Genomic DNA, 23,986 nt, shown 5'->3' on the forward strand with positions numbered 1-23,986 from the left:
AAAAACCTGCGCTGGCTGCGTTTTACCACTCTTTATCCTCACTCCCTTGCGCAATTGCTCTACCTGCTCCTGCAGTAATTGTCCCTTCACAGCTACTTTGTAAACCTTTGCCAGTTTATAGCGAGGATGCATTATTTTATTAGCAAAATCTCCGTCACTGGTGAATAATAGCAGTCCTTCACTATTATAATCCAGTCTCCCTATCGCAAATAAATGTACTCCAAAATCCGGCAGTAATTCATAAACCATTTTCCTGCCAAAATCATCTCGCGTTGATACCAGGTAATTTTTCGGCTTATTTAGCATCAGATATATCTTATCAGCTATCACCTCTATCAACTTGCCATTATTACTCACTTTATCATTCTCTGAATCTATCATAGTTGCCAGATCGGTGGTCACCTCTCCATTTACTGCAATCCTGCCTTCACGCACCAGATCTTCTACCTGACGCCTCGATCCCAGATTACATCTCGCCAGGTATTTATTTATTCTTATCATTACTATTTTACCATTGCTCCAGGGTATTTTTCATTATCTCATTAAATAATTTCTCATAAATTGCTTCCTGGGCTTCTTCCTCTGAATGATATTCTGATTCCTCATTCGTCTCTGAATACACTTCAGATAATATCAGACTATCCTTCTCCCAGATAACTTCGCCAGTGGTCATATCTGTAAAATTCAATCGGAATAGCAGCTTCACGTTATATTCCTCTATTCCACTCTCATCATAGGTGTCTATCTTGCGGCTGTAATCCATTATCACGCCTTCCAGCATGCAATCTGGTGACAGGGATACCACCCTCAATCTGCCATCTGAATTATATTCCGAATTAAGATAAATCCATAATTCCTCTTCCAGTTCAAACTGGTCAGATTTATTTTCAAAACGCTCTATTGCTATCGTCTTCAAATGCGGTAAACTATTCGAATATACCGAATATGAACAGCTATTAACTATCATCAGCAATAATATCAATCCTATCATCAAATATTTATACATCTATAACCTCTAAATAATGTCTTTTTCTCTGATTACATCTCCTGTCAAGATATATCACTAACCCTTGTAAAACCTTACGAATGGTCTTGACCTCCGTAATGGTTGGCACTAATACTCTCTTTACTTCTTCAGCAACTCTTTTAACTGTTGCTTATAAAGATGCCTTATCTGTAAAAGATCATTCTCATATATCCCCTGCTTAAAATCTGGAAATGCCCAGTCCGCGGCGATATATCTTCCCTTTCTGTAAAACATCGTAATATCTGCATAGATCCCTTCACTCAAATATATCTTCTGATAATTATATTTTGCCGATGCCAGCACCAGTTTATCATAATCCAGATATCCTGGATCAAGGTTAACTTTTCGCTTACCTGATTCAGCTAATTCTTCTTCTATCTGATTAGTTGCCAGCTTGATCTCTGCCAGACTGCCCGGATTTATCAGCATACTATATGAATTAATACTCCTGAAAATCGGTTTTCCCATTTCGGGTTCATAGTAATCAGTGAGATCAAAAAAATATTCCTGGCTCTGATAATCGCCTATGCCCCAGCGCTCCTGCACCTTTTCCATTGCTTTGCGATACATATTGCGCTCATGATACAAAAATCCGATCACAAGTTTCACCTGCTGCACTTCCTGTGGTTTCATTTCTTCCTCCTCTGCCGGGCAAAATCATGTGCCTCTTCCAGAAGTATCTCCGGTACTCCAAACACCTTCTCGATCTGCTTAAACCAGTTGGCATCCATCCTCTTTTTCTTTATCCCGTCTCTACTCACTTCCCTGAAATAATTATTGTGAATATAAATCATCCCCTCGCGTTCCTGACGCGTTAAACAGATTCCATTCATCCCCGGTTGCTCAAAAGATTTCAGCCAGAACTTTAAAAATTCTTCCCGGTTGCAGACTCTATCTTTGAATGTATATCGCCTCTTTTTCTGTCTGCCATTAAAGGTTATCAAACTATATTTTACTCCATCATATTCAAGGATCACTCCACTGCTCTCTGTCCGGTAAACCTGCTGCCTTCGCCCGGATAATTGCAGCGGTGTCAGCAGCAGATAGCCCGGATCACACCACCAGTGGACTCCATCAAGCAGCACTACCAGTCCGCAATGGACATCTTTACCCCATTTCATATCTGCCGAAACAGGATAACAAATAAATCCTGAATTTGCCAGAATAGTCTCCAGAAAAAAAGTCAGCGAATAACAGGTGCCCCCTAATCCAAATTCCTGATATTCCTGCCAGATAGTATCAGGTAACCTGATTTCCACCTCACCATTACCAAATCTGCGCCCGTATTTGATCAATTTAGACACATTCTCATAGGGTATGGATCGAAAGGCTTGCAATACCTGGTTCAAACCATTGAAATCGGGTTTGATCTCCGCAATACCATGATGCGCCAGAAACTTCTCGGCAATTCTCCGGTATTGCTCTATCTCAAATACAGCTATTTCCAATTAAACTAATCCGCTAAAAAATCAAAGATATTTCCCAGCAAATTCGATTGACGCTTATAAAACTCCGTATATCCGCATCTCTCACAACTTATCGTGATAAATTTCTTATTCTGCAGATCAAACAACTTGGCAAGATAAGACCCGGTAGCCCGCATCTCATCCTTCACATAACTCGTATCCCCACACTTGGGACACACATAACTGATTAATTCTCTATCTTCCATCTATGCCTCCTCCTCTCCTCTTCCAATTTCAACCTGTTTCCTGTCAAGCACTTTGCCCCTCCCATCTAAGTGCATGTGCCCCGCCTGGTATTTCCAGGTGGGGCGCAGATAACGACCGATATCAACCAATCTCTGAAACAGAATTGCTGAGGTGAAAAACATCGATTGCTGCTGATAACTGCCGTAGTTCTTATTTTCATTGACAGGATAGTAATTAAATATAATTAGTGCTATTGGTTTAATGGTGATGGGTAAACAGCAATCGGTGAGGGAAGTTTTAAGAGGTGAACGGTTTTGAGTAATGGGAGTTTGGAAGTGTTTTTTTGCTATTGAAGATTTGTGAACAGAACGAATATTGTGAACTCAGTAATAAATATATAAAATATAAGAGCTTGGGACTATGTGAATAAGAAGTATTATGAACCTATTTACCTTAGTTATCACGAACATTTTCGGTTAACTATAATATATTATGTGAAGTTTTTTGTGAGAAACTGGTATTGATGTTAGTGGCAAGCAGGTTGCCGAAAAACTACATGAAGTAAAAAAGGAGAAATTCTATGCAATTATTACTCATCAAACAAATAGAAAGAAAATTAATCAATTTTTCGTTGATCATTACCATTGTTCTGATAATATCGGGATGTAGTAGTTCACGATATGTATGTTTTACTGCGGCAAACACAGGAATACCAGTTTTACTCAGTAAAATAGATCGCATCAATAATAATCAAGATCCTGGTCTTTGCGAAACAGTGAAGTATACCGATGATCAAATGATTTATGCCACAACATTATATCGAAAAAGAATAATTTCAGAAAACACAGTAATAACACATCTCGATTCAACAAATATTGATGCCAAAATTTTAAAGAACACACTGGGAGACAAGAACCTAAACGTTAATGTAATAGAATTAGAAGTAAATAATTTATGGAGTGGTGTGTATCTTCTTGTCTTTCTTGCTAAAGAAGAATACTATGTGAAGATGACTGCTATTTCACAAGAAGCCTCTGATTTAGTAAAAACTCCCATACTAAATAAGGAGTAAGCATCATGGAACATCTATGTAGAGTAAAAAAAATACGTAAATTAATCATGATATGTTCGTGCTTCTGTATTTGCTTGTTCATATGCGGATGTGCTGTTGGTAGTAAAAGTTTTGTCGAAGCACCTACTGTTCTGTATCCAGTGTCATTTTCTGGTTCTGTTAGAAATAATGATGGTAGTATTTTATATGAGGATGAGTTTGACGTAGTCGGAACATTTTACTATAAATATAAATCAGTTCATATGCTTATGGAAACTATTCCTTTGACGAAAGTAAAAATGGATATATCTCAAGAGTTAAACAGCCAGATAAAAGAGGTACATGGAGAAGCAATAATAAATTTGGAGATTCTTTGCTATAAAAACCCCTGGAATCAAAGTTCAGGATTTCTGAGTTTAGGAATCTTACCTGGATATTGTTCTGTTGAAGTTAAAGGAGATATTGTCAGACGAAAAGTTTTAAACGAGGAAATTCCTAATAGAGATAGAGGATGAAAACATGATGAAAATATTGATGATGATTATAAATGTAATAATAATTCTTATCTTATGTACAAGTTGTTCAGTAAATCCATTCCCATCAATAATTTGGCCAGAATTACAGGAATTAACGGAACAGCAGAAAGCAGTTAAGATAATTTTTAATAATCCGGATGATAACCTGAAATTGAAGAAAAATTGTGAAGTTGTAGATGTTGTATATTATTTTGTAGATGTTGTAGAAGGTTATACTGAAAGCCAATTACGTATACATGCGGTGAAAATGGAAGGCAACGTTGTTGAAATTATGGATATTGGTGGAATTTATACAACTATTAGAAACACTTCCTCTGGAAAATACATTACTATATCTACATCGTCGACATCTACCCATAAATATCAAGTAGCAATTATCTATAAATGTCCAGGAGATTGCTTTGAATAATAGCATTCTCATAACCATAAATATCAACTAGATATCCCGTATAATCGTGCCACCCATTCTCGGCTTGCATTCACAAGATCAACCACTTCCTACGTCTTATCTAATTGCCGATACCTGATTTTCGCACCAGCCGGCATTGTCCCGTTAAAACTGAATCTCACACTCTCTCCCGGATGATAAACCGCCTTATCAGTACTCAAATCCACCGAAAAATCACCCTCAGCAGAGCAGATATTGAACATACAAAATATTCCAATCAATAAGAACATAATTTTTCTTTAAGTCATATTATCTTCGGATCACTAATTTTATAGTTTCTTCAGTAGCCACCCCATATTCTCACCCAATATCTTCATTGTCCTGATCCCTTCCTCATCATCATTAACCTCTCCAGGAGCACGCCCGATCCCCATATTCCAGTAAACAGAACCCGGCACTATCATCTGATTGATAAAAAAGAGCTTATTGATAGCATCAAAAGCATTAACGCTCCCTGCCCGACGTACTGCTACGACAGCTGCTCCCACCTTGCGCTTGAACATATAGTCATTAGCGATCCCCACCAGTCCAGCCCGATCTATCAAAGCCTTGATCTCAGAACTCACATTACTGAAATACGTAGGAGAACCAATAATAATAGCATCAGCTTCCGCCATCTTACCAAGCAAATCATTCACCCCATCACCCTTTATGATGCACTTTCCATCCTTATTCTTAAAACACCCATAGCAGGCTTTACAACTCTTGATATCCATCCCGGCCAGCTCAATCAGCTCAGTCTCAATCCCCACATTCTCCATTTCCCCCAAAACGATCCGCGCCAATGCCGCAGTATTACCATCCTTCCGCGCACTTCCAACTATTGCAATAGCTCTCATAATATCTCCTTTTTATTAATTATTCTGTTAACAATGTAAACCCGGTTAACCCGGTAAACGTTTTTCTTTGTAATTTTGTTTCTCATTATTTTGATTTTTATTTCTTGCTTCTTTCCGTACTCGGTATAATCTTTCTGTGAATCCGCCTTTCTATTCAAAATCATCTGCCAATCCCTCTACATGGGTATTCAATAGGGCACAGGCTACTTTTATCAAAACTAATACCGCATTTGCTGAGTATTCGGGATATTGTTTCTTATCCGGGCGGTTTTTGATTATCCAGTCTGCCACATCATAAACCAGTTGTGCCATCTGGAAACTCATCATCTTGCGATATCCCCCCTGGTTTCCTAGCAGTTTTGACATGTTTCCTCCTAGAAAAATTATTCCTATAAGTCAACCCAACCTTTTTACAAATCTCAGTCAAACCCTTTATGTTATCAGCACAAGGTACTCCTTTTCCCGTTAACCAGGTTAACATTGTTAACGAAAAATTATCAAATCTTTCTGCAACTACACAAAATTATCAACTATCGTTAGATTTACTAATATCTGCTTATCCGGATAATTGTCCCAAAAACAGCAGAATTTTGCCTTATTTACCATTCCACTTCAATAACACGATATATAACAGATACTTATCCTTCTTAGATGTCACCAGGTGGAATAGAGGTTGAACAACAAAGCACGTAGTGACATTTTTATGTGAGATAGTGCTTTGTTGTTGTGGGTTATAGGCACTTGATGGGGTGAAATGGGGTGGGGTGGATGTGTTTTTATTCTTAAATAAGTGTACTATTTCAGGGTTGTAAGTGGGGTTTAACGTAGATCAAACTTTCCAGTTTGATCTTAAATTAAGGACTTAATCTGGAAAGATTAAGCTACAAGATTAAGCTAACTTTCTAAGATGTTTATTTATATTTTTATTACTCCCTCATCCTTCAGGAGGTGATCTGCGATGTCGTACATGTTGCTGACTTTGCCGATGGCGAGTTTTTCTGAGACGCCAAAGAAATTGAGGCAAGTGCCGCAGACGAGGATATCTGTACCACGATCTGCCAGGATTTTGAGATTAGGCAGGGAATCTGAGTCATTCAGGCAGAGATATACGCCTGAATTCATAAATAATAAGCGATTGGGGGGCGTATCCAGTTCTGTGAGGGTAAATGTGAAAGCTTTCATCAATTTTCTGCCCAGGTCGTCTGAGCCGATGCCGAGGCTGTCTGAACTGATGAACACTGTTTTTCCTGCTGTGCTGGCAGCTTCATTCTGCCTGGGTACTATGGTTTCTGCTTTTTTGATTGTGGCATAGATAGTGAAATCACCGATAGTTTCTTTGACCTGGTCAATTTTTTGACCGGATTTTTCGAGAAAACTGCTAATATTATCCCGGGCAGCTTTATTATCAACGAGAATTTCCAGTTTATCAAATCCTCCCTGTTCCAGGGCTTTTTTTGTTCTTAATACTGGCTTGGGGCAATCGAGTCCCCTGGCATCAATTACTTTTTTCATATTCTTTTCCTCCATCAGTAAATTTTATTAAGTAAATATTATCATATTTGATCTGGTTTTTATTGCAGATCAGTTTTATCTTAGCAGTATCTAACCCACGCACCAGCAGAGCAAAGCCGCATTCTGCAGAGATCTCGCGGGGAGTGGGGATAAGTTCGAAATCGAGTTTCAGCTCTTTAAATATATCTTCTGCTGCCATGGCAGAATGAGTGCTGTGAAAGGTGATCACTATCTGGAGGTTCATTTATGCAGATCCTTGAGCAGTTTGACGGCACTATCAATTTCAGCGGCAGTATTGAAGTAGCCGGGAGATAGGCGCAGAGTACCGCCCTGTTCGTAAGTGCCAAGCTGCTTATGGGCAGCGGGAGCACAGTGCATGCCCATGCGGCAGGCGATATCTGCTTTATCAAGTTCCCAGGCGAGATCAGAAATGCTATATCTGAGCGAAGTGAATGAGACCACACCTGCCTGCAAATTGGGATCAATAGGACTGTGGATAATGATATCGTCAATATTGGCAAGTTCCTGGAGTAATTGGCTGGTAAGTTGCAATTTTCTGGCAGCGATCGCATCAATTCCGGTATCGAGAATAAATTGCAGACTTACCTGCAATCCCGCCAGACCAGGAAGATTGGGAGTTCCTCCTTCCAGCAGGTCAGGCATTTCATCCGGCTGATATTCAGTGGAGCTGCGGCTGCCCGTGCCGCCTGGCATCAAGGATAACAACTCTATTTCTTCCGACACGTATAAACCTCCTGTGCCCATGGGACCCAGCAGACCTTTGTGACCAGGAAAACAGATGATGTCAAAATCAGCGGCATCAACCGGATTTGAGCCCAGCACCTGGGCAGCATCAAGGATCACGGGAATATCATATTTATGAGCCATCCGGGCAATTTTATTATAAGGCAGCAAATAGCCATTTACATTGGAAGCAGCAGTGAGGATGAGCAGATCAGGTTTTTGTTCAAGCTGGAAAAGCAGGTGCTGCCAGTCAATATCATAATCAATTATTTTAATGAAGTCAAGTGAGATATTCATTTGTGATTCCAGCTGACGCAGGGGTCGCATTACGGAATTGTGCTCAAAGGGTGAAGTGAGTACCTTGAACCCTGGTTTTACAATGCCTTTGAGGGCAATATTCAAAGCCTGGGTCGTATTCATCGTAAAGCAGATATTAGATGAATTATCGGTATTGAGTAGTTTTGCCAGCAGTTTGCGGGTTTGATAGATGATCCGGGAAGACTGCCGGGCAGTGGAATAAGAAGAGCGTCCTGCATTAGCCCCGATATCAGTGATAAATCTGCTGACAGTATCAGCCACACCCGGAGCTTTGGGGAAGCTTGTGGCAGCATTATCAAGATAGATCATTATAAAACCTCCAGTTTATCAATCAGCCTAATGCCAAACCGGAGGACAAATACGATTATAGCATTATAGCTGAAATTATTTCTTTATGACCAAACCTGCCAGGTCTGGGTTCCATTATTCAAAGTCACCTGCGATAATATTCAACCATAGTTAAATCTCCTTAAAAATCAGTTCCAAAAAACGCGCTTAAAGATGAGTTGTCCACTTTTTTATTATTGCCAGTTTTATAAGAGATATTTTTTTATCAGTCAGTTCAGGAGGTAGCATGATAAATATCATAGATAATAGTTTCATGACATCGCTGGTTGATCAATTACGCCATACAGGAACGGAACCGGCAGAATTCTATCGCATCACATTATTGATCTCGCAATTACTCACTTATGAAGCGCTTAAGGGTGAAGAATATGAGCATAAGGACATTCCCATGTGGACTGGGGATAAATATTCAGCTTCGGTTTTTGATCAGAAGAAAATAGTGATCATGCCCATTTTGAGAGCTGGAATTGGGATGCTGGATGGAGCAAGGCATCTGCTGCCTGCTGCTCAGGTGCAGATATTGGGAATGTTTCGCAATGAAGATACTTTGCAGCCCGTGTGGTATTATAATAAACTTCCTAAAGATATGAAAGATCAGCATGCGATCTTGATAGACCCGATGCTGGCAACAGGTGGAACCCTTGTGGATGCTGTGCTGGAGCTGAAGAAGCATAACTGCGAAAGAATTACTATTCTGGCAATAGTAGCATCACCGGAAGGGATTAAGCGGTTGGAAAAGGAAGCGCCGGGTGTGCAGGTATTTGTGGCAGCCAAAGATGATCATTTGAATGAAAATGGCTATATCCTGCCTGGTCTGGGAGATGCTGGAGACCGGATATTTAATACCTGATCGAATAATGAATAAAAATATTATGAAAAAAACTTTACAAAAAAAACTCTATTATCAAAGAGGCTCTATGTCGTCTGGACAATAAAGACATAAAAGAAGGAGGTAATAATGGCAGTAAAAATAAGTGATGCTTGTGTTGGATGCGGAGCATGCGTGGCAGTATGCCCAGTTGAAGCATTATCAATGGTTGATGACAAAGCAGTATGTGACGGAGATACATGTGTAGATTGTGGAGCATGCGTTAGTGAATGTCCCGTAGAGGCTATTACATTATAGCTTATTCCAATGCAAATGAAATGGAGCCGGCATCTGCCGGCTCTTTTTTTTTATCAACGAAAAACACTAAAGGCGCGAAAAGGAAAATAGAAGAATTTCTTTTTAGTGCTTTTAGCGTATTTCGTTGATGATTACTTCATTCCCAGGTAGAGTGACAGGAGTTTTAGGGTAGCTGATACGGCATTGATATGTGAGCGTTCATAGCCGTGTGATGCTGCCACTCCGGGACCTATCAAGCCATGACGAATATCATATCCGGCGCGTAATGATGCTTCCACATCACTGCCATAATAGGGATAAATATCCACCGCATAATCCAGCTTGTTATCTTCTGCCAGGTCAATCAGACGATTTGTGATTTCATAATCATAAGGTCCACCGGAATCCTTGGCACAAATGGAAACTACCAGTTCATCAGTGGAAAGATCATCTCCTACAGCCCCCATATCTACCGAGATCATTTCCGTGGTATCAGCAGGCAATCCGCTGCTGCCGCCATGACCCACTTCTTCGTAAGTAGTAAATAAGAGAGTCAGCTTTCGGGAAATCTTCAATTTACCTTCAATGATCATTTTAGCCAGCGCAAGTAGGATAGCTGCTGAGAGTTTATCATCCAGATGACGGGATTTAATAAAGCCGGATCCAGTTACCCTTGTACGGGGATCAAAGGAGACAAAATCTCCGGCAGAAATGCCCAGTTTTTGCGTATCTTCTACTGATTTCACGATCTCATCAATTACCAGTTCCACTGTGCTGTCATTCCTTTTTTCTGTGGACAGGTCTTTATTCACGTGGGCAGCAGGTTCGCAAAGGTGCATTGTTCCGGAATATTCTTTGCCTTTACGGGTATGAATGGTCACATTTTCATTTTCAATATTCTGAAAGGGGAAGCCGCCTATTGTGGTGAGACGCAGTCTGCCATTAGATTTTATGGCGCGAACCATACCGCCTAATGTGTCAATATGAGCTGCCAGCACCAGATGATCTTCTTCTCCACCTAATGTAACCAGCACAGAACCTTTATTGGTCTTTTGAGGTTCGCATCCCATATCGGTGAGGGTTTCCATCAGGTAATCCGTTACTTTGTGCGTGAAACCGGATGGACTAGGGATCGAACAGAGGGTTTTCATCTGCTCAACTGCATATTTAGTAAAAGAATTCATAATTTACCTCCATTAGTTTAAAGATTTGATGACAAGTAAAAAACGTCAATATTTATTGCAGGTAAGGCATAATCCCTGCTGTAATCGGTTGATTATGGTCGTCATTTGCGCCGCACCTGTGAGTACACCGGCGCTGCACATATGACTAATTAACTTCAATAATGCTTTTTATGGATAATAGGGATTTTTTAAATCTTTGCAACTGTTTTTTATCCTTAATTTCCAGAACAAATTCAATCTCTTCATGATCTCCCGAAAGCCGAGAAGAGCTGGTGAGAGTGGTGATCTTGTGTTTAGCAAGCAGTGAAGTGATCTCATAATTAAGCTTGGGACGAGGTCTGGCAATGATCTTTAATCTTGCTACCTGATAGTTATCAGGAGAATTTTTCTGCCAGTGCAGGTGCATCAATCTTTCAGGCTCTCTGAGGCAAAGCTGCTGAAATGCAGGATTTCCGCAATCCTTTTTATGCACACTTAAGCCTCTTCCCCGCGTGATATAGCCAATGATATCATCACCGGGCAGCGGAATACAACACCTGGCAAAATGCACCATCAGATTTTCCAGTCCTTCGATCTCAATAAAGGACTTTGATTCTTCACTGGAATACTCCCGATCTTGACCAGGTAAAGTCGCGCTTTCAGGGGGTTCTTTATCAGGCATAAGGATTTCCAGCACCTTATCCATCATCAGATTGCCCTGTCCCAGATCAGCAAAGAAGTTCTGAGCACCGGAATATTTCAATTTATGTGCCAGTTCTGTGATAACCTGATCATTGAGTTTCAGTTCATTCTTTTTCACTTCTTTTTCAAAAATACTCTTTCCCAGTGATACAGCATCTTCTAATTCCTGCCGTCTGAACCAGGCACGAACCCGCTGCCTTGCCCGGGGTGAACTAAGAATCTCGATCCAATCCCTGCCGGGTGTCACATTCCTGGCAGTTTTCACTTCCACCAGATCACCGTCATTTAATTGATATTTCAGTGGCACATGCTTGCCGTTAACCCGTGCAGACTGGCAATGCAGACCAACATCAGTGTGCACTGCAAAGGCAAAATCAAGCGGAGTTGAACCAATTGGCAGCTCTACATAATCATCATCAGGAGTTTTCACGATGATTTTATCGCGAAACAATTTATCCTTAAGTGCAGTGATAAATTCTTCCGGCTGTTCCTGCTGATAAAGTTTCAGCAGGTCACGCAGCCAGTTTACCTGATCATCAAAAGCCCTATCCAGTTTATTTGCAGAAGACGTATCAATACTCCTGAGATCGGCAAATTCCTTATATTTCCAGTGAGCTGCTGAGCCTTCTTCTGCAATCTGGTGCATTTCCTGAGTACGGATCTGGATCTCGATTTTCCGCCCTTCAGCAGATACTATCACCTGATGAAGTGACCTGTAACCATTAGGTTTCGGCTGGGTTATATAATCCTTATATGTATTGGGCAAAGGCTGGTAGTGAGTGTTTATTATGCCCAGAGCAGAAAAACAGTCTTCAATATTTTCTGTGATGATCCTGATTGCATAATAATCATTAATATCATTATAATTGAGATTATTCTGCACCTTTTTCCGGAATATTGACCAGAAATGTTTGCTGCGTCCTGTAACCTGGGCAGCAATTTTCTCAGCAGCCAATAATTCACTAACTTCAGCACAGAAATATTTGATAAATTCATCTCGGATAGACTTTTTATCTTTCACAACATGATGAAGTTCGCGATATATGGAGGGATAAAGGTATTTCAGGCAAAGATCTTCCAGTTCTCTTTTGATACTGATCAATCCAAATCTGTTTGCCAGGGGGACATATATCTCCAGAGTTTCCTGAGAGATATCTTTTTGCTTATGCTTGCTTAAATGCTCCAGGGTGCGCATATTATGCAGCCTGTCAGCAATTTTGATGAACACAACCCGCACGTCATTAGTAATCGCCAGCAGCAGTTTCCGATAGTTTTCCGCTTTCCGTTCAGATTTCCCGGTGGAGTATGGCAGATAGCCAATTTTTGTTACCGCATCCACCAAATATGCTATTTCTTCACCAAAATTTTCCGAAATAACCTCAGTGGTTATATCAGAATCTTCCACCACATCATGCAGAATACCGGCAATCACGGTTTGAGTATCAAATCCCAATTCAGCAATTATCACCGCAACCGTCAGCGGATGAATGATATAGCTTTCTCCAGATACCCGTTTCTGAGTCTGATGTGCCTCGTCAGCAAGCAATACAGCTTTTCGAATAGCTCCCAGATCAAGATGAGGGTTAGCAGATACCAGCACGGTACAAAAATTCTCTCTGCTGATTTCCTGATATTCCATATTTTATTATCCGGTTATCCCAGCCAATTTTGCCAGTTCATCCTTATCCCAGCTTGCTTCCAGCTTCACACCTAATCCTGTTGCCAGGCGATTGACGAAATTGAAATAGGATGCAGTTAAATTTATCAATAAAATCTGCTCATCAGTAAAACCAGCCTCCCTCAATTCCACTATATTGCTTTCCTGGATATTAAAAGGAGATATGGTCAATTGTCGGGCATATTCCAGCATCAATTTATCTGCTGTGGAAATCTGGGAGTTGGCATAATCTGCAGCAATCTGCCAGGCAAGATCAGCAGCTATCCCACTTCTGCGAAGAGCTTCGCAGTGATGCAATACTCAGTAACCGCACTTATTAGCAGCCGAAACAACAACTGCGATCATTTCCCGCTGACTTCTACTGAGCACTTCTTTCGCAAATACGATAGAGCGATACATTTGCAAATGTGCCTGCAGAGTTTCCGGTAAAAGACTATGGATTTTCAGTATATTTGCTACTTTGCCCTGTGGTCCGGATAATTGCTTATACAATTTTGCCAGTTTTTTATCTGCCTTTTCTTCTGAAATAACTTTTATAAATGCCATATTCACCTCAATGTCCAGCCACAATATTCAAAATTCAGAGTCAAGAAATATAACAAAATAATAATTTTACTTGCCTGCTTTTGACCAATTTGAAATATATCGAATTGACAGATAAAGCTGAAAATCAGTATCCAATAGGAGGAAATAGTGGCTGTATTTATTAAAAAACCTGTTCAGAAGCGAAGTGCTATGCAAAAATTATTGAAAAAGCAGATACCGGAGAATTTAGTAATAGAGATCAATAATTTAATGGCAGATAGACCGATCCTGGAAGTTTCTGCCTCAGAATTCAAGGCAATTTGTCAAAAATATGATGCTGTTACAATGGCCAAAAGTCAACGTCGTTTCATGGGCTATTATCACCTCTATCTACAGGAATGTCTTGAAGATAAGAAACTTACAGATCAGGAAATTGCTGAACTTGCCAGACTGCGTTTGCTGCTTGGTTTATCTGATCGAGTGATCAAGGAAATCCATTCCTCAGTAATTGAGAGACTTTTCAGCAAAGAAGTGGGTCGCAAATATAATGACGGAAATCTCAGTGATGAAGAGCAGATATTCCTGAATAAACTCAGCCAGAACCTGTTGCTTTCCAGAGAAAGAACAGACGAGATCATAGCCAAACAGGCAAGAATAAGGGTTGATGAAAAGCTGGATGAGATCATGGAAGATGGTAGAATAACCCCTGAGGAAGAAGAAGATTTTCGGGCATTAGTACAAAACCTGGGCTTAAGACCCGATATTGGAATGCAAACTCAGGAAATCTACGAAAAATACAAAATATACTGGCAATTAGAAAATGATCCTCTTCCATTAGTGACCACTGACATCCAGTTGAGAGACTCCGAGAAAGCCTGTTTTACTGCTCCCGGCAAATGGTACGAATCTAATATTAGTACACGGGTTAAGAATTTTAATACTCTTTCAGGTCAGATAAAGCTTCCAGGCGAGGAATCATGGCATACCGGTTATCCAGGAGAAGTGGAAGATCCTAATGAGAACTGGGAATTCATTGATACCGGCAAAATGATCCTGACCAATTTTCATTTGGTATTTGTTGGAAGAGAGGGAAGAAAATCTATTGATCTGAAAGATGTTATTAATTTCGTACCCTATTCAGATGGAATTCGTATTGAACGTGAAAATGGCATACCTGTAATTCTGGAATTACCCAAAAAAGCAGATTATCTGTCGGTTTTAATTAATAGAGTGATCGGCGAGATATAAACCTTAGGAGATATTACTTGAAATACAATATCAATCCGGCTGAAACTGCAGCCTGGCAGAAGCTTAATATCTATTTTCAGTCCATGAAAAATTTCGATCTTAAAAAAGAATTTGATCATGATCCTGATAGATTTCATAAATTCTCTCTTACCTGGAATGACCTGCTAATAGATTATTCCAAGAATCTGATAAATTCAGAAACAATGGAGTTATTGCATGATCTGGCTATCGAATGTCAGCTTGCTGATGCTATAAATGAGATGTTTTCCGGTGAACATATCAATGTGACTGAAAACCGGGCTGTGCTGCATACCGCCCTGCGAAATCAAAGCAAAGAGCCAGTATTTATTGATAGCAAAGATGTGATGCCTGCTATCAGAACTGAATTGGCTAAAATGAAACTATTCACGGACAAACTCCGTTCCGGAGAATGGCTGGGGTTCACAGGAAAAAAAATCACTAATGTAGTAAATATCGGCATTGGTGGAAGCGACCTGGGTCCTAAGATGGTCTGCGAGGCATTAAAATTTTACGGCTCATCAGACCTTGATGTGCACTTCGTTTCCAACGTGGATGGAACTCATATAGCAGAAACTCTCAAGGATCTTGATCCCGAAACCACACTGTTCATCATAGCTTCCAAAACATTTACTACTCAGGAAACCATGACCAATGCCCATACTGCCAGAGACTGGTTCCTTAGTAGTGGTGGAAAATCAGATAATATCAGCAGTCATTTTGTGGCTGTATCTACCAATGAAAGCGCAGTTTCAGATTTTGGCATTGATCCTGCCAACATGTTTGTATTCTGGAACTGGGTAGGGGGCAGATATTCACTCTGGTCTGCTATTGGTTTGCCCATAATGTGCTATGTTGGATATGATAATTTTAGTCAGCTGCTAAAGGGTGCCTGGCAGATGGATGAGCATTTCCGAAATGCTGAATTCTCTGCTAATATCCCCGTGATCTTAGCCCTGATCGGCATCTGGTATAATAATTTTTGGAGCGCTGATACTATTGCCATCCTGCCTTATGAGCAATATCTGCATCGTTTTGCTGCCTATCTGCAGCAGGGTGATATGGAGAGCAACGGCAAAGATTGCGACCGCAACGGGCAAAAGATCAATTATAATACCGGTCCCATCATCTGGGGTGAACCGGGAACTAACGGTCAGCACGCATTTTATCAATTGATCCATCAGGGAACCAGGCTCATACCCTGTGACTTTCTGGCTGGAGCTCAAACCAATAATCCTCTGGGAGATCATCATCAAAAACTGCTGGCAAATTTCTTTGCTCAAACAGAAGCCTTAATGAAAGGTAAAACTGCCGAAGAAGCTCGTCAGGAAATGATGCGCCAGGGAAAAACTGATGCTGAAATTGAAGCATTATTACCTTATAAAGCCTTTAAAGGTAATAAGCCCACAAATTCCATCCTTTATCAGAGACTCACCCCCAGAACCCTGGGTTCACTGATTGCCATGTATGAGCATAAGATTTTCGTTCAGGGTGTGATCTGGAATATCTACAGCTTTGATCAATGGGGCGTAGAATTGGGTAAACAGCTTGCCGGCAGGATTTTACCGGAATTATCCGGTAATGAAAAGATTAGTTCTCATGACGATTCCACCAATAGCCTGATAAATGCTTATAAATCAATGAGAACTAAAGCATGATCTGATAAAATATGATTATACGCTCAGCTCCCTGCACTCTGATACTGCCGGTACTGGGTTGGGTAGGCGGGTTGGTTGCCGGGCAGTTCTTTGAACTTTCAGCTGCTTTGCTGATTGCCGTTATCTCTATAAATATTATCATCCTTATCCTCTCAAAATATAATAATATTTTACTACTCCTATTAATTTTCTGGCTCGCTTTTTTTAGAATGGAACTGGCAGATATCAGACCTGCCCACCATCTTGACAATATTCTGAAACCAAGCCAGAAAGTAGAAACCAGATTAACAGGTATGATAAAAAGAGAAATCCGCAAAGATGAATATTCCGGTAATTACCTGGTAAAAGTCCTCAGCCTCGATGAACAAAAAGCCAGAGGCAATATCTACCTGAAAGCAGATAATTCTTTTTACTCAGGGGATAAGATACAGGGAACCGTTGTGCTGGAAAAACCAGAAGGCGCTCGAAATCCGGGACAGCCAGATAAGAGATCCTACTATCAATTGAAAGGGATCAGCGGGTTTGCTGAAGCTAAAATTTCTATGACCCGTGATACTGATCATCAGCCGGACTTGTTTTATCGATTGGCACATGCTATCGAAGACAGGCTCAATAAACGGCTGGGAAGTGCTGCCCCTTTTGCCCTGGCTGTCACTCTGGGAAAAACCTCAGCTACGAACTGGGATTTCCATAAGAATATCCGCAGAGCAGGACTTAGTCACCTCTTTGCTGTAAGCGGACTGCATGTGGGCATCATCGCCCTGATCATGTACAGCATATTAATGACCTTCTTTCCTTATAAAGCAACTCGCATCGCTATGATCATCATGCTGCTGATATATGGATTTTTGTGCCACTGGACTCCTTCCGTATCCCGCGCGATCATCATGCTGGGACTTTATACCCTGTGCCAATTGCTGGAAAGACCAGTTAATCTCAATCAAATATTGCTCCTGAGTCTTTTACTGATTACGCTTATTGCTCCATATCACCTGTTCTCCCCCGGCTTACAGCTCAGCTTTGCTGCCACACTGGTGATCATCAATCTTGCTTCGCTTATAGAGCTGCAGTTATTTTACAGACGACTGGTAATGAGGAATATAATGGCTGGCAGGATTTTACAGACAATATTACTCACTACTGCCATTATCCTGTTTATCTCACCCATCAGCCTGGCAAATTTCGGTACATTCTCTGCTAATGGTATTATCTGCATTATCCCGGCTTCCATTCTATTCAGTCTGCTTCTGCCACTCGCTTTCACACTCATCATCCTGCCCTGGGGATGGCAGCCATTTGCCCACAGCTTTAAATTCCTGCTTTACCTATTTTACAAATGGCTCGGGATTTCAGCGAATCTTCCATTCTATATGCAAAACTTCAAAATTGAGTTCTGGCAGACTGGCTTGATCTATCTTATGCTTTTGATGACAGCAGTCTGCTATAAAAACCGGAGTAAGATCAAAGCACTGATCTTTCTCTTGCTCATTCCCTGCATATTATTAATACCTTATATCCATTATGATAACAGAGATGAATTTAAGATCACCTGTATTGATTGCGGTCAGGGTGATCTAAGCTTTGTGGAACTGCCCTCCGGTGAAAAACTTCTCATAGATACCGGACCAAATGATCATCAACGGGGCACTGCCAGCACCAGTTTACTTCCCTGGCTCTCCCAAAGGGGTATTAGCGAGCTTAATTATGTAATAGTAACACATGCTCATGATGATCATTATGGCGGATTAGTGGCGATATTTGAAACTCTCAGAGTGAACGCCGTTGTCACTAGTGATCAGTTCTGGCAGGATCTTAATGATATTGAGCTGAAAACTGCCTTTGCCAGAGAAAAATCCCAGCTCATTACTATCTCTGATACCACCAGCCTCTGGCTGGGAAACACCAGATTACAATTCCTGCTCCCGGACTCATCATTTACTGCCAATAATCAGAACAATAAATCTCTGGTTATCAAGCTTTCTCACGATGATTTCTCCGCCTTATTTACCGGTGATATTGAAGAAGAAGCTGAAAACTGGCTTTTGACAAATTATTATGACCTGCTGGATAGTGATTTTTTGAAAGCTCCACATCATGGCAGTATTTCTTCTAATACAGTGGATTTCATCCAGGCAGTGAGTCCCAAAGTCTGCTTTATCCCTGCCGGAAAAAATAACAGGTTCCGCTTTCCTCATCAGATTGTAGTGCAACGCTATGATTTTCTTGATGATCATCTGGTGATAGCTGCCTATGATGGAGCCCTGGTGTTACATATTAGTGACACTAAAACGCTGTGCGAGATCATGCTCCGAGACACCACTTTCAGCATTGATAATTAGCCTAAAATAACCCCTTCCTAAAACCAAAGAAGAACAACTTAGCACTATCTAACAAAAAAATGTCAGTACGTGCTTTGTTGTTCCTCCTTGATGCCGGAAAAGGGGCTAACTTATTTGTTTTTATAGGTCTTATAGGTCACCTGGGATATATAGGGAGATTTATGGGTGATTTTGGGCTGGGAATAATTGCTGTTGCTAAAAATTATCAGTGTTGTAAAAAATGACCGGAAATAAAAGTGTCCTGATTTTGGGACAGTAAATAAGGGAAATTATGAGATCAATCAGGAATATTGGAATTATAGCACATGTGGATGCTGGCAAGACCACAATAACGGAACAGATGCTATATTTGACCGGTGAGTTACGCAAGCCTGGCAGTGTGGATAACGGGACGAGTGTGATGGACAATCTGAGCGTGGAGAAGGATCGCGGTATAACTGTTAAAGCAGCAGCTATTCAATTTGCATATGAGAATGCGCTTATCAATCTGATTGATACTCCCGGGCATGCTGATTTCATTGGAGAGGTGGAAAGGTCTTTATCCGGTCTGGATGGAGCGATCATAGTTCTTTCTGCTGCTGAAGGTATTGAAGCACAAACCCCCTTATTATGGCATTTCCTGCAGCTCCTCAAAATTCCTGCGATTATCTTTATCAATAAAATTGACCGCATGAATTCTGATGTGGAGAAAGTGATAGAAAATATCAATCAGGAACTTACTGACCGCATCATTGTGATGCAGAAGCCCGTGCTGGAAGCAAAACCGGAAGCAAGCATAGAGTCCTGGCAGACAGACAATACAGAAACTATCTGTGAGCAGGATGATGAGCTTATAATGAAATATCTGGAAGGGATAGAAATTTCGGATGCGGAATTAGATAACAGTTTAAAGAAATCTTGCCAGGCAGGTAAACTGTATCCGGTGCTGATGGGCGCTGCCAAAAACGGAGTGGGGATAAAAAAGCTACTTGATGGTATAGTCAACTATCTTCCAGAGCCAGAGATTTTTGAAAAAACCACTAAATTTTCCGGTAGGATATTTAAGATAAGCTTCCATCCAACTCTGGGTAAATTGTGCTATATAAGGGTATTTAATGGCAACCTGAAACCGCGTGACATTTTATTCAATGCCACTCGCGATGTTGAGGAAAAGGTGAATGCCGTATTTGTGTCCAAAACCAGGTCTCCTCAGATGACAGATGAATTGCAGGCAGGAGAAGTAGGAATTGTCACTGGATTAAAAACATCTCAGACCGGAGACTATCTGGGCGTTCTGCCGTCAGAGATTACTCCGGAGCTGACGGTTTCACCCTTTATGGTCCAGATAAATGCTGAAAACCCCAGCTATTATTCAGCTTTGGCAGAAGCACTTGCTATTCTGAACATCGAAGAGCCTAATCTTGATTTCAATTGGGATAAAGAAGAACGACATTTGAGCCTTAAGGTGATGGGTTATATCCATATCCAGATTTTGGAGCAAACTATAAAAGACAGGTTCAATATAGATGCAAAACTTTCTGATCCGGAAATAATCTATAAAGAGACACCTTTACGCATTGCTGAAGGTTATGATGAATATACCATGCCCAAACCCTGCTGGGCAATTGTGAGATTTAAAATTATGCCAGGAGCAAGGGGCAGCGGAGTTGTTTATAATTCTATAGTTTCTGTTGATAAGATCGCAGTAAAATATCAGAAAGAAGTCCGTCGCGCCATTCACGGAGCACTGGATCAGGGTATATTAGGCTGGGAAGTTACTGATATTATCATCACCCTCACCTACGGCGAAGATCATGAGATCCACAGTCGTCCCGGTAATTTTGCTATTGCCACTAATATTGCACTCATGAAAGCACTTGAAAAAAGTAAAACAACTCTTCTGGAACCGATCCTTTCTATCAGCATTACCATAGCAGAAGAACTAAGCGGAAAGATCATGAGTGATATCCTGATGATGCGGGGCAGCTATGAGCCGCCAGTAAGCAAAAACGGCTATGCAATGATCAAAGGCAAAGTCCCGGCTGCTACTTCTGCTGATTACCAGATAGCATTAAGTTCTATTTCCGGGGGTAAATCAGCGTTTCAGACGAGTTTTTATGGCTATGAGGCATGTGATATAGATTTAGGAAGAACGAGGTCCTATAAAGGAGTGAACCCTCTTGACCGGGCGAAGTATATCCTCAAGATGAGGGGAGCGGTGACGGAGGGGAAGATTTGAATCCGCCAAAGGCGGACAAGTTTTGAATTTTGAATGGGAATGTAATGTAAGAATAAAGAGGATTTGAGCAACGAACAAGTACTAACAAAACGAAGTGGAGAGATAGCAAAATTATATTTATTGCTTTTTTACACCGTAGGAGTTAAGTAATTGTAGTAATATTCTATCCCATGGGCACCCTTTACCCCATAGGGGTTATTTAACCGGATAATGGGGATAAATTTCCTGATACATATCCCCTACAGGGAAAATCTTTTTGTCGGGTTGTGTTTTTTTCTACAAATAGCAAACTCCTACGGAGTAAAAATTAGAGATGGAATTTTAGTTTTATAGATTTATCAAGCAATTTTTTAATCGAATGAGAGTAGTCCTCATCTTTGCTGCACCTTTGGGTACACTGTTGCTGCCCATTTGACTTAGATGGGTTTAGGATAATATGAATGTAATCCAGAGCTGGAAGCTCTGGGTACTTAGAATTCAGACCAGGGATGGTCTGTATACGCAAAAAGAGAAGAGCCGGAACTAGTTCCGGCTCTTTGATCTCTCTCTCTCACTCGATAATTACTGCTCCAGGATCTTCACCTCAATCCTTCGATTCTTAGCTCTACCTTCAAAGGTATCATTAGAAGCGATTGGATTTGCAGCGCCATATCCTGTAGCGATCAGTCTATCTTCGGAAATACCAGCTGAGATGAGGTATGAAACCACAGCTTCAGCGCGTTTTTGCGAAAGGTCAATATTATCATTTTTATTACCGGTATTATCAGTATAACCACAAACTTCGAGTTTCATTTTGGGATTAGCGATCATCTGAGCAGCAAGTTTGTTCAGAGATGGGTAAGATTCTCTGGAGAGAATGGCATTACCAGATTCAAAGTAGATATTTTCCAGGATACCGGTTTTCATACTTTCGACTTCCAGGATCTTAATTTCGATACGGCGGTTTTTCTCTCTACCTTCCTTAGTGTCATTAGGAGCTATAGGATTAGCTTCACCATAGCCTTTTGCCTGTAAGACAGTGGGATCAATACCCTTTTCAATCAGGTAGTCCACCACAGCCTGAGCTCTTTTCTGGGAAAGCGTGAGATTATTGTTTTCATTTCCGACGTTATCAGTATAGGCAGCAATTTCGATCTTAACGGCAGGATTATCAAGCAATAATTCAGCGAGCATATCAAGACATGCTTCACTGTAAGAATTGATTGATGCTTTACCCGTTGCGAAGCCAACACATCCCAGGACGCCTTCTTTGATCGAGCCACTTTCGAGTATCTTGAGCTCAATACGACGATTCTTAGCGCGTCCTTCTTCAGTTTTGTTTGTAGCAATTGGATAATCATATCCATAACCTACGGCAAGAACATTATCCGCAGAAATACCTTTATTCACGATATAATCTTTAACCGCTTCAGCACGATAGAGAGCAAGATTTTTATTGTACTGTTCACCACCAGTATCATCAGAATGTCCCGCGATCTCAATCTTTGTATCACCATATTCTGCCAATACAGCGGCGACATTATCAAGAGTTTGATATGATTCGGGTCTAATTACGGCGCTATCATAATCAAAATTAATACTGAAGCGTGAGAAATCAAGCTTTGTGAGCATGATATTGAAATCATTAATATCTCCCTCACCAATATCTATATAGCCTTTTTCTACGAAATAGTCATCGGCATTTACCAGATATTCATAAGTTTCATTTTTTTCAAGATAGACTTCATAATATCCGTCAGCATCTGTTATCAATGATTCAGAATAGTCTTCATCACCCACAATTCTCCAATCCATCCGGGCAGAGACAGGTTTTCCCATCTCATCCATCAGGTTACCTGATATCTGAACTATCGTGACCTCTTCTATGATCTCTGGTTCAATATAAGTTGTATCTACAATCGTCTCATAGATAACAACTGGCTCCGGAGCTGGTCTTTGTTCATCATCCCAGGGACGGAATACAAATGAGAACTGGTGAGTATCGCTAAAGAGTTCGTCATATTCCTCATTTATAAATGCGTAATTAAATTCTATCCAGCGTATTTTGATTCCAAATCCTGCCGTGAAGTGACCGTTCCTTAAACCCAATCTGAGCCCACCCTTAGTGTTATTCAGGAAACTATCTTCTTCATAAACAGGCATGATCCAGTTCCAGTATTCAGCACCAAGTGCAAGCCCTAAATCTTCACCGGATTCACCATTCAGATCAGCTACAACAGTAAGATATTCATAAGGCATCCAGGCAGTTCCAATATTATACTGCATTGGCACTGCTTCTCCAGCTATCTCAGATGAATATAGATCACGCAGCATCAAAGCAAGTCTCAGGTTGTATTTTGTGATCATATAACCAAATCCCAGATCCATACCAAAACCGGTTTCAGTATCTTCATCTATAGTTGAGAGATAATATTTGAGTGTAATACCGGCATCTACGGCTTTAAAACTATTAGCATAACTGAGAGCGATGTTGTTTTCACTGCTGTCAAAATCACCAGTAAATTGATTATTTACATCATAACCTTCTATGTCATTCACACCAGCACTCATCAAGCTAAGGGCAAGAACACCAAAATCAAATTTTTGCCCGAGAGCAAAATAATTAAGGTCACGATCGAGTCCGAGATCATTCATGGTAGTAGCAAATTCATAGGTGTTCAGTAAATTCAAGTTTGCCGGATTCCAGTAAGCGGCATTGATATTATCTATACTGGCAGTAACAGCACCGCCCATACCCATAGCTTTGGCATCAGTACCCATTCTCATATAAGAGGCAGCGTGATTATTATCAGCAAAAAGCAACCAGGAAACCATCAGGATAACAAAGATAATTATTGTTGTCTTTTTCATCATGTAC

At 40.7% G+C, this 23,986-nt stretch carries 25 protein-coding genes; 9 read left to right on the forward strand and 16 right to left on the reverse strand.

Annotation, left to right across the window (positions count from 1 at the left end):
* From RAO94_08150 to RAO94_08170, 5 genes are all read right to left on the reverse strand, one after another.
* The coding region (locus RAO94_08150) for a pseudouridine synthase (protein ID MDP8322308.1) at positions 1-501 on the reverse strand (501 nt) is incomplete at its 3' end.
* Between the two features lie 7 nt (positions 502-508).
* Positions 509-1,006: an LPS assembly lipoprotein LptE gene (lptE, locus tag RAO94_08155; protein ID MDP8322309.1), complete on the reverse strand. Its 498-nt coding sequence runs from the start codon at positions 1,004-1,006 to the stop codon at positions 509-511.
* A 120-nt stretch (positions 1,007-1,126) separates the two neighbouring features.
* A complete protein-coding gene (locus RAO94_08160; GenBank protein MDP8322310.1) occupies positions 1,127-1,660 on the reverse strand; it encodes a DUF4416 family protein in 534 nt (177 codons plus the stop codon).
* Positions 1,657-2,475, reverse strand: a complete 819-nt coding sequence (locus RAO94_08165; protein ID MDP8322311.1) for an arylamine N-acetyltransferase — start codon at positions 2,473-2,475, stop codon at positions 1,657-1,659. Before RAO94_08165 ends, RAO94_08160 begins: the two co-directional genes overlap by 4 nt.
* Positions 2,476-2,480: 5 nt before the next feature.
* Positions 2,481-2,699 carry a zinc ribbon domain-containing protein gene (locus tag RAO94_08170; protein MDP8322312.1) on the reverse strand — a complete coding sequence of 73 codons (219 nt, stop codon included), beginning with the start codon at positions 2,697-2,699 and terminating at the stop codon, positions 2,481-2,483.
* Positions 2,700-3,259: 560 nt separating this feature from the next.
* Here RAO94_08170 and RAO94_08175 point away from each other — a divergent pair.
* Genes RAO94_08175 through RAO94_08185 form a run of 3 tightly spaced genes read left to right on the forward strand, consistent with a single transcriptional unit; the run spans position 3,260 to position 4,675 of the window.
* Entirely contained in the window at positions 3,260-3,751 is a 492-nt protein-coding gene (locus RAO94_08175) for a hypothetical protein (protein MDP8322313.1), read from the forward strand.
* A gap of 5 nt (positions 3,752-3,756) precedes the next feature.
* Positions 3,757-4,245 carry a hypothetical protein gene (locus tag RAO94_08180; protein MDP8322314.1) on the forward strand — a complete coding sequence of 163 codons (489 nt, stop codon included), beginning with the start codon at positions 3,757-3,759 and terminating at the stop codon, positions 4,243-4,245.
* Positions 4,246-4,249: 4 nt separating this feature from the next.
* Positions 4,250-4,675, forward strand: coding sequence for a hypothetical protein (locus RAO94_08185; protein MDP8322315.1), 426 nt, complete (start codon positions 4,250-4,252; stop codon positions 4,673-4,675).
* Positions 4,676-4,764: 89 nt separating this feature from the next.
* Here RAO94_08185 and RAO94_08190 read toward each other — a convergent pair whose 3' ends face one another.
* The 6 genes from RAO94_08190 to RAO94_08215 all read right to left on the reverse strand — a co-directional run bounded on the left by RAO94_08190 (position 4,765) and on the right by RAO94_08215 (position 8,436).
* Complete coding sequence (locus tag RAO94_08190) at positions 4,765-4,944, reverse strand: hypothetical protein (protein MDP8322316.1); 180 nt, start codon at positions 4,942-4,944, stop codon at positions 4,765-4,767.
* A 39-nt stretch (positions 4,945-4,983) separates the two neighbouring features.
* Complete coding sequence (locus RAO94_08195) at positions 4,984-5,553, reverse strand: flavodoxin family protein (GenBank protein MDP8322317.1); 570 nt, start codon at positions 5,551-5,553, stop codon at positions 4,984-4,986.
* Between the two features lie 150 nt (positions 5,554-5,703).
* Positions 5,704-5,919, reverse strand: coding sequence for a hypothetical protein (locus tag RAO94_08200; protein MDP8322318.1), 216 nt, complete (start codon positions 5,917-5,919; stop codon positions 5,704-5,706).
* 549 nt (positions 5,920-6,468) lie between these two features.
* Entirely contained in the window at positions 6,469-7,065 is a 597-nt protein-coding gene (gene yedF / locus RAO94_08205; protein MDP8322319.1) for a sulfurtransferase-like selenium metabolism protein YedF, read from the reverse strand.
* The gene (locus RAO94_08210) at positions 7,049-7,309 is read right to left on the reverse strand and encodes a DUF3343 domain-containing protein (protein MDP8322320.1); all 261 of its coding nucleotides are present in this window, start codon (positions 7,307-7,309) and stop codon (positions 7,049-7,051) included. Before RAO94_08210 ends, yedF begins: the two co-directional genes overlap by 17 nt.
* Positions 7,306-8,436, reverse strand: coding sequence for an aminotransferase class V-fold PLP-dependent enzyme (locus tag RAO94_08215; protein MDP8322321.1), 1,131 nt, complete (start codon positions 8,434-8,436; stop codon positions 7,306-7,308). The genes RAO94_08210 and RAO94_08215 overlap by 4 nt, the downstream gene beginning before the upstream one ends.
* Before the next feature lie 265 nt (positions 8,437-8,701).
* Between RAO94_08215 and upp the strand changes: the two genes are divergently transcribed.
* Positions 8,702-9,325, forward strand: coding sequence for a uracil phosphoribosyltransferase (upp, locus tag RAO94_08220; GenBank protein ID MDP8322322.1), 624 nt, complete (start codon positions 8,702-8,704; stop codon positions 9,323-9,325).
* A gap of 108 nt (positions 9,326-9,433) precedes the next feature.
* A complete protein-coding gene (locus RAO94_08225; protein MDP8322323.1) occupies positions 9,434-9,601 on the forward strand; it encodes a 4Fe-4S binding protein in 168 nt (55 codons plus the stop codon).
* 131 nt (positions 9,602-9,732) lie between these two features.
* Here RAO94_08225 and RAO94_08230 read toward each other — a convergent pair whose 3' ends face one another.
* From RAO94_08230 to RAO94_08245, 4 genes are all read right to left on the reverse strand, one after another.
* Positions 9,733-10,764, reverse strand: a complete 1,032-nt coding sequence (locus tag RAO94_08230) for a M42 family metallopeptidase (GenBank protein ID MDP8322324.1) — start codon at positions 10,762-10,764, stop codon at positions 9,733-9,735.
* 145 nt (positions 10,765-10,909) lie between these two features.
* Positions 10,910-13,084, reverse strand: a complete 2,175-nt coding sequence (locus RAO94_08235) for a bifunctional (p)ppGpp synthetase/guanosine-3',5'-bis(diphosphate) 3'-pyrophosphohydrolase (GenBank protein ID MDP8322325.1) — start codon at positions 13,082-13,084, stop codon at positions 10,910-10,912.
* Between the two features lie 6 nt (positions 13,085-13,090).
* Positions 13,091-13,420, reverse strand: coding sequence for a hypothetical protein (locus RAO94_08240; GenBank protein MDP8322326.1), 330 nt, complete (start codon positions 13,418-13,420; stop codon positions 13,091-13,093).
* A gap of 3 nt (positions 13,421-13,423) precedes the next feature.
* Positions 13,424-13,669, reverse strand: coding sequence for a carboxymuconolactone decarboxylase family protein (locus RAO94_08245; protein ID MDP8322327.1), 246 nt, complete (start codon positions 13,667-13,669; stop codon positions 13,424-13,426).
* A gap of 147 nt (positions 13,670-13,816) precedes the next feature.
* On the opposite strand from RAO94_08245, the gene RAO94_08250 reads away from it, so the two are divergent.
* From RAO94_08250 to RAO94_08265, 4 genes are all read left to right on the forward strand, one after another.
* A complete protein-coding gene (locus tag RAO94_08250) occupies positions 13,817-14,896 on the forward strand; it encodes a hypothetical protein (protein MDP8322328.1) in 1,080 nt (359 codons plus the stop codon).
* A 17-nt stretch (positions 14,897-14,913) separates the two neighbouring features.
* Complete coding sequence (gene pgi, locus RAO94_08255) at positions 14,914-16,572, forward strand: glucose-6-phosphate isomerase (GenBank protein MDP8322329.1); 1,659 nt, start codon at positions 14,914-14,916, stop codon at positions 16,570-16,572.
* Between the two features lie 11 nt (positions 16,573-16,583).
* Positions 16,584-18,911, forward strand: a complete 2,328-nt coding sequence (locus RAO94_08260; GenBank protein MDP8322330.1) for a DNA internalization-related competence protein ComEC/Rec2 — start codon at positions 16,584-16,586, stop codon at positions 18,909-18,911.
* A gap of 271 nt (positions 18,912-19,182) precedes the next feature.
* A complete protein-coding gene (locus RAO94_08265; protein MDP8322331.1) occupies positions 19,183-21,129 on the forward strand; it encodes a TetM/TetW/TetO/TetS family tetracycline resistance ribosomal protection protein in 1,947 nt (648 codons plus the stop codon).
* 561 nt (positions 21,130-21,690) lie between these two features.
* Here RAO94_08265 and RAO94_08270 read toward each other — a convergent pair.
* Positions 21,691-23,982: an OmpA family protein gene (locus RAO94_08270; protein ID MDP8322332.1), complete on the reverse strand. Its 2,292-nt coding sequence runs from the start codon at positions 23,980-23,982 to the stop codon at positions 21,691-21,693.
* Between the last annotated feature and the right edge of the window lie 4 nt (positions 23,983-23,986).

It is taken from the genome of Candidatus Stygibacter australis, from assembly GCA_030765845.1.
Lineage (GTDB): Bacteria > Cloacimonadota > Cloacimonadia > Cloacimonadales > TCS61 > Stygibacter > Stygibacter australis.